We start from the raw sequence: 8436 nt of genomic DNA on the forward strand, positions 1-8436 counted from the left end.
GAAGACGACCTCCGGCGGCGATAACCCATACGACATTCATGACGCAAAGTTGAGCAGTTCAGCGACAGCTCATGAGAGCAGCTCCGTGACAGCTCATGAAATCAGCAACACAGTTGACCATGTTTGATCGTTTTTAAACGCTGTACCCATTTTAATATGTTTTAAAGTGAAAAGAAGCTGCCGCCTCGTCTGAAAAACTGGAGCGACAGCTTCGTATTTTATCTGTAATAATTACGAGTTAATTACATTTACAGGATGACCTGTTATAAATGACCGAATATTCTCAACAGAAATATCCATGATCCTCTGTCTGGATGCTTTGGCAGCCCAGGAAATGTGAGGAGTAATGATACAGTTCGGTGCAGTAAGGAGAGGATTGTTCGCCCGAATCGGCTCAGTCGACACAACATCCAGGCCGGCTGCATATACTTTACCGGACTGAAGTGCGTCAGCAAGATCCTGCTCGACTACCAGTTGGCCGCGGCTGTTGTTGATGATAATAACCCCGTCTTTCATTTTTGAGATATTTTCTTTGTTGATGATTCCCTCCGTGGATGGGAACAGCGGGCAGTGGAGGAAAATTACATCGGATTCCGAAAAGAGGGTATCCAGATCCACATAACTTGCGAATGCCTTACATTCCTCATGCTCTGAGTGGTCATACGCGATCACGTTCATCCCCATAGCGTGCAGGATCTTTGCAGTTTCCTGACCAATACGTCCCAATCCGATAATACCGGCAGTCTGTCCGCTTAATTCAATCATCGGGTAGTCCCAATAACACCAGTCCGGATTTTTCTCCCACCTTCCGGCTTTTACTGTCTGATCATGATGTGCATAATGGGAACAGATTTCGAGAAGCAGCCCTACAGCATACTGACCGACAATCTGTGTTCCGTAAGTGGGAACATTCATAACTGGGATGCCCTTTTCTTTCGCATATTCATAATCAACAATATTATAACCTGTGGCAAGAACGGCAATGGCTTTTAAGTTCGGACATTTGTCGATGGTTTCCCTCGAAACAGGAGTCTTATTGACTACAGCAATCTCCGCATCTCCGATACGCTCTGCGATCAGCGGTGATTCCTCATAGGAAGTGCGATCGTAAACGACCAGATCACCGAGTGCTCTCAAATTCTCCCAGCTTAAATCCCCGGGATTTTCCGTATATCCGTCTAATACAACAATTTTCATATAATCATCACTTTCTTTTACAAGTATAGTTTATGCAGGTCGACTGTTACAGGCTGTCAATAATTGCTTTCATTCTGGAACCGTCATCAATCCAAAGTTCACGGAGCTTTTTAAATTCGTCACCCATGGAGAAGTCACGGACACCAAGATCAATATAGTACTGCAGATCTTCCGGTTTCAAAACCTCGCAGCGCGGGCGGACGCCGTGTTTAAGTGCAATTGCAATCATACGCCGTTCTTCAGCCTTGTATTCTTCCACATAATCCATGCTGTTTTTGCCGAGGCTCATGCTGTAATCGCTCGGACCGAACTGTACCATATCAACTCCCGGGATAGAGCAGATTTCTTCAATTTCGTCCATTGCAGTTTTTTTCTCAATCATAAAAGCGATGACGGTGTCATCAATTCGTTTTGCATGCTCCATCTGCGGCAGATAGACCTGTGTGCCGATAAAACGTCGGCTCGGACAGCCGAAACGTCCGTGACTTTCCGGAGTATCGGATTTAATCATCTCGATTGTTTCCCGCACTTCCTGTGCGTTGTGGTGATCTGCAAATAAGATTGCCTGGAAACCGGCAGCAATTGCTTTCTGAGCAACGTATCCCCGGTTCTGGAAATCAACTTTCATCATGCTTCCCATGTTGTGGAGCTCTGCAGCTCTCGCTATATTCTCCAGATCCAGAGTTGTATAGGGGGAGTATTCCCCTACATATTCAACATAAGTAAAATTTCCGGTGGCTCCGATCGCTTCCGTATAGAATGGCCATGTACTCCAGACACGGGTGGTTGTTGTACATTCGTTTGAGTTAAGCTTTTTGCGGATGATGTTTTTCAGCATTGTCATCGTATGCGCTCCTTTAAAAATATTATTTATAAATACCTTTCATGGCGTTTGCGGTTTCTTCCGCATTGACACAGGTTCGGATCTGTGCCTGTCTCTTAGCATCATTTTCTGAAATTCGTTTGCAGCGTTCCAGAACATCAGGAAGATATTTTGCGGAGAATTTGACTGCTCCGTTCTCATCCATATGGATGACTTCTCCCGGAGCTAAATCCATGGAGCAGAGAGAAACCGGAATATTTACAGCTTCAATCGGCATAAACCCATGGCCTGCGGTTAGACCGGTGAACATACACTGCACGTTGAGCGGCTGCATTCCCCGATAATCTCTGGCGGGACCATCACCAACTACTCCGGTAACACCAAGCTGTTTAAAGCAGGTGAGCATATTGTCACCGATCATGGCATTTTTCCTGCGATATTCTTCCGGAGCATCGAACTTCATTGCAAGGATGACCGGTTTGGGAGATTCTTCAATGGCTTCCAGAATATCTCCAAAGGAGAGTCGGCTGAACTGCATACCCGGAACCCCATACACACAGGTAACAGCAAACCCGCATCGAGGTCCCAGCTCCGGATACAGACAGCGCATGCGCTCATCAGTATACCAGGCGGTTTTATGCGGTTCATACAGTCCCAGGCAATTCTCTGTGTCAGCCGGATAGGTTGCCAGTGCGTTGGTTACAGTAGGAGTGTCGAAATGCTCGAGTTCTTTCATGATAGAAGCGTAGTACATGTACAGTTCTTTTGAATCCATTTCCCTAATATTCATTACGAAAACCTCTTTTCTCATGATTCTATCTGTTTAAACGACCTGTTTTTTGGTCTGTGATTTCTTTAATTCATTTCTAATGGTCAGGCAGACAGTGATGAGGGTTGCAATCAGGAAGATAATCACGATCGGAGAGGAGAGAATCGGAAGCCAGGAGCCGTCAGTCTTCATCAGGGATCGTCTCAGATATAATTCCAGCATGGGTGCCAGAATAAATCCGACAATCATCGGAGCCAACGGATATCCATATCGTTTCAATATGTATCCTACAATACCAAAAATAACCATGATCAGCATGTCCAGAGTATTGTTGTTTCCGCAGTAGGAACCGATAAAGCAGCAAACCATGACGATCGGGAGCAGCAGCATGGAGGGGATGGAAAGCATCTTAATAAAGATGGATAATCCAAAATACTCCATTAAGAAGAACATGATATTTGCAAGAATGAAACCTGCCAGAATCGCGTATACCAGTTTACCTTGCGTTTTGAAGAGCAGAGGTCCCGGGGCGATATCATTCATCTGGAATCCGGCAAGAATGACGGAAGTCGCATTGTCTCCCGGAATGCCCAGGGTAAGAAGGATGATCATAGCGCCGCCTACGGTGGCATTATTGGCAGTTTCTGACGCAATGACACCGTCAATCTGACCTTTGCCGAAGCGCTCCGGATCTTTCGAAGTATTTTTGGCATAGGAATAAGCCATCAGGTTTGAAATATTTCCTCCAAGCCCTGGAAGAATACCGATCACAAGTCCCATCAGAGATACCGGGACAATCATCCGAATGCGTTTGAAATAATCCCGGAACGTGAAGCGCTCTCCCATATTGGAATTGCTTCCGCTGAAATCAAGTGCTTTGATGGCTTCTTTGTCACGCGCGTTCCCCATGATTTGGGATACCGCAAAAAGGCCGATCAATACCGGCACCAGAGAAAAACCGTTGGCGAGCTTTGTGACACCGAATGTATAGCGGTAAACGGAGCTCAGACCATCGGTGCCGACACAGGCAAGACAGACTCCCAGAAGGCAGGCAATCAGCCCTTTGATCAGATTTTCACCTGCAAGAGAGGATACCGTACAGAGTGAGAACAGGATAATTGCAAAATAATCGAAGGAACTGAGTTTTAATGCGATTTTTGCGATGTACGGACCTACAAATGAGAGAACCACCGCACCGATAATACCGCCAACGAAAGAAGAAATGATCGCCGCACTGAGCGCAGTCTTCCCTTTACCCTGTTTCGCCATCGGATATCCGTCAAAACAGGTTGCAATTGAGGCGGGCGTCCCCGGAATACCGAGCAGAACTGCAGAGATCAGGCCGCCGGAGCATCCTCCGACATATACGGCAACCAGAAAGCAGAGACCGTTAATAGAACTCATTCCGTAAGTGAATGGGAGCATAACAGCCAGCGCTGTGAAGGCGGAAAGCCCGGGAAGAGCGCCTACGATCAGGCCGCCAAAGGTTCCAACGATCATTAAAAGAATAGTCTGCAGATTCGATATTGTTATAAAGCCATTTAACAATTCCATAATTTTCCTCCTTTCAGCTAGAATAATTTGCCTTTCGGCAGAGCGATATGAAATACCTGATAAAATACAGTATTTAAGAAGATCGGTACAGCAATGGCGACGATCGCAATCAAAAGTAACATTTTTTTGTTCTTTCGCTCGGAATCCGGAATCAGAACCAGACTGGAGCACATCAGATAAACGATGGATGTCAGCGTAAATCCAACCTGCATGCAGAGGAAATAATAGGCGATAAGCAGGACCGTCGTAAGGATAAGCGGTTTATTGATCCGGTCGGAATTTGCAATTTTAGCTTCCTGTTCTGCAGTAAGAACTTCTTTGGATCGGATACACCGAAAAATCTGGACAACGCTGAGAAGAACCAGGCAAATCGCAGCTGCTTGCGGGAAGAATCGGGAACCCAGCACATCCGAAGTCGTTGCCTGAATTTTAAAAGAGAACGCATAAAATGCAATCGCAAAAAGGATAATTGCAATTGCAGACTGCACATCTTTTTTGTTGTTGGTGTTCATATGTAATCTCCTCAAATAAGTGAGGGAGGGAATGAAGCCCCTCCCCGTTAATACAAATGTACTGTTAGTTGATGCCGTCCGTTCTTACTGTGCAGCAAGGAATGCTTCCTTATATGGAAGTAATGTGTCGGTATACATTGCGTTGCAGTAATCCTGAGCTTCTTTTCCAACCATGGAAACAACAGTCAGATAGTTGCTCTCAATGGTGGAAATAAAATCCGGATCCTGAGTTACCTGTTTTAATACTTCCTGAAGAGCCTCGACCTTTTCATCCGGAACTTCAGGTCCGGTACCTACCCAGAAGAACTTGGAGAAATCTACGTTCGTTAAATTATAATCGGAAGCCAGCGGAACGTCCTGCGGAAGCAGATCGTTTTTCTCGGTACCGAGTAATACTAACGGAATAAAGTCACCGGTGGAGAAATAGTCATTGGCAAGGGAATAAGAAATGTTGATTACCTGAGTCTGCTCACCAAGCAGGGCAGTCATTTTTGCGGCATTATTTCCTACATCAACGAAGCGGAGGCTTGCGTCCCATTCTTTATTCATGGCGATACCGCAGATCTGGTTTGCGGCGCCGATCTTTCCGCCGTACTCAATTTTATTCGGAGTAGCTTTGTCTGCTGCGAGGAGATCTTCCAGTGTCTTCCATCCGGAAGCAGAATTGACAGCCAGCACAGTGGTGTTGTCAATAACCGGAATACCGATCGTCTTAAAACTGTCGATATTGATCTGAGAAGTACCCTGAAGATATGGAACGAACATATCAGTTCCGTTTACGACCAGAGTATTTCCATCCGGAGCTGCATCCAGACATTCCTGCATTCAGACATTCCTGCATTCCCATAACTGTCGCACCGCCGTCAACATTCTTAACAACGACGTTGACACCGGTATATTTCTGCATAGCCTCAGCGAGAGTACGTGTATTTCTGTCAGTATCGCCTCCGGCTTTAACCGGGCAGATAATAGTGATGTCATCTTTGAATTCGTAGGCATCTGCCTTTGCTGCAGTGGTTTCTTCCGCTTTTGCAGCCGCAGATGTTTCTGTTTTTGCAGCCGCAGATGTTTCTGTTTTTGCAGCCGCAGTCGCAGCCGGTGCTGCAGTCGTTGCAGCAGTGCCGGATACGCCGGAACAACCGGCCAGAGTGGCAGTGACCATTGTCAGTGCAAGTACAGAGCTAATTACTTTTTTCATAAAATAGAGCCTCCTTTTTTTGTTTCCCGTAGGAAAATTGTATAATTTTTATGGCTTCATTATTGCATACCTGTACATATTTGACAAACGCAAAAACCTGTTGGAACCATCGAAATGTTCTATTGATAAAACTGATGATAAAATTGTCAGCTGTGTTATAATATGGCTAAGTCAAACACAGGAAGATTTATGAATATTAACCATCTGCAGTACATCGTTATGATTGCTCAGGAACGCAATATTACGAAGGCAGCTGAAAAGCTGTATATTTCCCAGTCATCGCTTAGTTATACGCTTTCCGCAGTTGAAAAAGAGATTGGACAGCCTCTGTTTTTCCGCCAGAAGCAAGGAGTAGTCATTACACCTGCGGGAGAAAAATATGTGGAAGCCGCTAAGAAAATTTTGAGGATTCATGATGAAACAATGCGGGAATTGCGTGCTATGCAGAAAAGCACCAATATTCGGTTGGCATCAGCTTCTATCTGGGGATCGAAATTTATCGAAGACAAAATTTCATAAGAAACATCCGGAAGCTTTTTTTGATATTACGGCGCAGGTGGAATTATACTATCTGGATTCTGAAATTCAGAAAGGAAATCTGGACTTCGCCTTAATATCTCTTAGCCCTTTTGATCATCTTGACAGTAATATGCAGATACTGAGAGAGGAGCCGCTGTTTCTGACTGTTCCGGTTAGTCATCCGTATTGTCAGCGTAATCCGGGAGATGTGATGCCGCTGGACGATATTCCCCAATATTTTAAAGACGATGTTTTCCTGATCTCCCGTCTGGGCTCCTCAATCCGCACGGCGGTGGATCATGTATTTGAAAGTCTTTCTTTTACGCCAAAACGTATTTTTGAAGTCAATGGTCTTTATCTGACAATTGGTATGGTAGCAGAGGAAGAGGGACCTGCCTTTATTCCGTTGTCAACCGTTTGTGAAAATCCGAAAATTCATTATTACCGGACGGATCCGGTTTTATACAGATATAATGTACTGGTCAGTAAACCATTAAATAACTGCAATGAAACGGAACAGACCTTCTACCGGTATGTTCTGTCTTATTTAAAAAATCAAAGAGAAGAAAGGAACCGCTAAAACAATGATCGTATCTTTTGAAGAAATGAAGGAAACCGCGAAAAGAGCATTTCTCAACCTTGGCCTGAATGAGGAACAGGCAGAGATATGTGCTGAAGTACATACAAGTTCCAGTGCGGACGGTGTGGAAAGTCATGGTATGAACCGTATCCCGCGTTTTGCGGATTATATGCACAGGGGCTGGATCGATCCGGAAGGAAAGCCGGAATTGATCCACAAACGAGGGGCAGTTGAGAATTACGATGGACATATGGGAATCGGCATCCTCAATGCGATTTTGCCTCTGACCGCGCGGTTGAGCTTGCGAAAGAACATGGAATCGGGTGTGTCAGCATAAAAAATACTACGCACTGGATGCGCGGCGGTACATATGCATGGCGTATGGCTGAGAAAGGATTTATGGGGATCAGTTGGATCAATACGGAGAGTTGTATGCCTCTTTGGGGATCGGACGAGCAGAGCGTCGGCAACAATCCGTTCTGTATCGCCGTTCCCAGAAAGGATGAACCGATTGTCGTAGATATGGCAATGAGCCAGTATGCCTATGGAAAGCTTGGAGTCTACCGGCTGGCCGGAAAATCACTTCCGTATCCGGGCGGATTTGACAAGGAGGGAAATCTCACCAGCGATCCGGGGGCAATCGAAGAGAGTCGGAGGATTCTTCCGACCGGATACTGGAAAGGTTCCGGCCTTGCACTTGCCCTGGATCTGGCGGCAACCTTAATGGCGAACGGTAAAAGCGGATCAGATATGGACGCAGATGGACTTGGAAGCTGCGGGGGCTGCTCTCAGATTTTCATTGCATACGACCCGAACATGTTCGGAGAACAGGAAGAGATTATGGAAAAGCTGGATCGTCGCGTTACGGCAGCCAGAAATGCGCATCCGATCGATTCGGCCCGTCCGGTGACATGTCCGGGTGATCAGACGAGAAAACGCCGCGCGAAGAGCATGAAGGAAGGAATTCACGTTGATGACGGAATCTGGAGACAGATCATAGAGCTCGCTTCCAACTAAATAATCAGCAAATATTCTCCTGCGACAGAATAATCATAAAAAAACGATTAAAACAATAAAAATAATTATGTTGAAAATAATTTTTGCTTTATTTTGTTAAGTGGTATATGATTATACCAGTGGTTTATTTACCCAGACCCGGAAAGGGTATCGTTGAAGGAGACCAGCTATGAAAAGTCAAGCATAGATTAGCAGAAAATTACCTTTTTTATCAGTGGCTATAAAAGGGTAACTCTAACAGAGCTCCCCAAAGGGTGCTTTTCAAAA

9 protein-coding genes and 1 pseudogene are annotated in these 8436 nt (G+C 45.4%); 3 read left to right on the forward strand and 7 right to left on the reverse strand.

Annotated features, from left to right (window positions below; translation table 11 throughout):
* Positions 1–231: 231 nt before the first annotated feature.
* The 7 genes from ACTQ52_RS11970 to ACTQ52_RS12000 all read right to left on the reverse strand — a co-directional run bounded on the left by ACTQ52_RS11970 (position 232) and on the right by ACTQ52_RS12000 (position 6053).
* Positions 232–1197, reverse strand: a complete 966-nt coding sequence (locus ACTQ52_RS11970; RefSeq protein ID WP_441982741.1) for a D-2-hydroxyacid dehydrogenase — start codon at positions 1195–1197, stop codon at positions 232–234.
* A gap of 46 nt (positions 1198–1243) precedes the next feature.
* Positions 1244–2041, reverse strand: a complete 798-nt coding sequence (locus ACTQ52_RS11975) for an aldolase/citrate lyase family protein (RefSeq protein ID WP_441982742.1) — start codon at positions 2039–2041, stop codon at positions 1244–1246.
* Positions 2042–2063: 22 nt separating this feature from the next.
* A complete protein-coding gene (locus ACTQ52_RS11980) occupies positions 2064–2810 on the reverse strand; it encodes an RraA family protein (protein ID WP_441982743.1) in 747 nt (248 codons plus the stop codon).
* Positions 2811–2843: 33 nt separating this feature from the next.
* Positions 2844–4343 carry a tripartite tricarboxylate transporter permease gene (locus ACTQ52_RS11985; RefSeq protein WP_441982744.1) on the reverse strand — a complete coding sequence of 500 codons (1500 nt, stop codon included), beginning with the start codon at positions 4341–4343 and terminating at the stop codon, positions 2844–2846.
* 17 nt (positions 4344–4360) lie between these two features.
* Complete coding sequence (locus tag ACTQ52_RS11990; RefSeq protein ID WP_441982745.1) at positions 4361–4855, reverse strand: tripartite tricarboxylate transporter TctB family protein; 495 nt, start codon at positions 4853–4855, stop codon at positions 4361–4363.
* Between the two features lie 84 nt (positions 4856–4939).
* Positions 4940–5680 carry a tripartite tricarboxylate transporter substrate-binding protein gene (locus ACTQ52_RS11995; RefSeq protein ID WP_441982746.1) on the reverse strand — a complete coding sequence of 247 codons (741 nt, stop codon included), beginning with the start codon at positions 5678–5680 and terminating at the stop codon, positions 4940–4942.
* Entirely contained in the window at positions 5622–6053 is a 432-nt protein-coding gene (locus ACTQ52_RS12000) for a hypothetical protein (RefSeq protein ID WP_441982747.1), read from the reverse strand. Before ACTQ52_RS12000 ends, ACTQ52_RS11995 begins: the two co-directional genes overlap by 59 nt.
* 189 nt (positions 6054–6242) lie before the next feature.
* On the opposite strand from ACTQ52_RS12000, the gene ACTQ52_RS12005 reads away from it, so the two are divergent.
* From ACTQ52_RS12005 to yiaK, 3 genes and pseudogenes are all read left to right on the forward strand, one after another.
* On the forward strand, positions 6243–6572 hold the full coding sequence (locus tag ACTQ52_RS12005) for a LysR family transcriptional regulator (RefSeq protein WP_441982748.1): 330 nt from the start codon (positions 6243–6245) through the stop codon (positions 6570–6572).
* On the forward strand, positions 6469–7152 hold the full coding sequence (locus tag ACTQ52_RS12010; protein ID WP_441982749.1) for a LysR family transcriptional regulator substrate-binding protein: 684 nt from the start codon (positions 6469–6471) through the stop codon (positions 7150–7152). The genes ACTQ52_RS12005 and ACTQ52_RS12010 overlap by 104 nt, the downstream gene beginning before the upstream one ends.
* A 25-nt stretch (positions 7153–7177) precedes the next feature.
* Positions 7178–8169, forward strand: a pseudogene (yiaK, locus tag ACTQ52_RS12015) (3-dehydro-L-gulonate 2-dehydrogenase).
* Positions 8170–8436 lie beyond the last annotated feature (267 nt).

Origin of the sequence: Oribacterium sp. Sow4_G1_1 (assembly GCF_052116105.1) — a bacterium.
GTDB lineage: Bacteria > Bacillota > Clostridia > Lachnospirales > Lachnospiraceae > Oribacterium.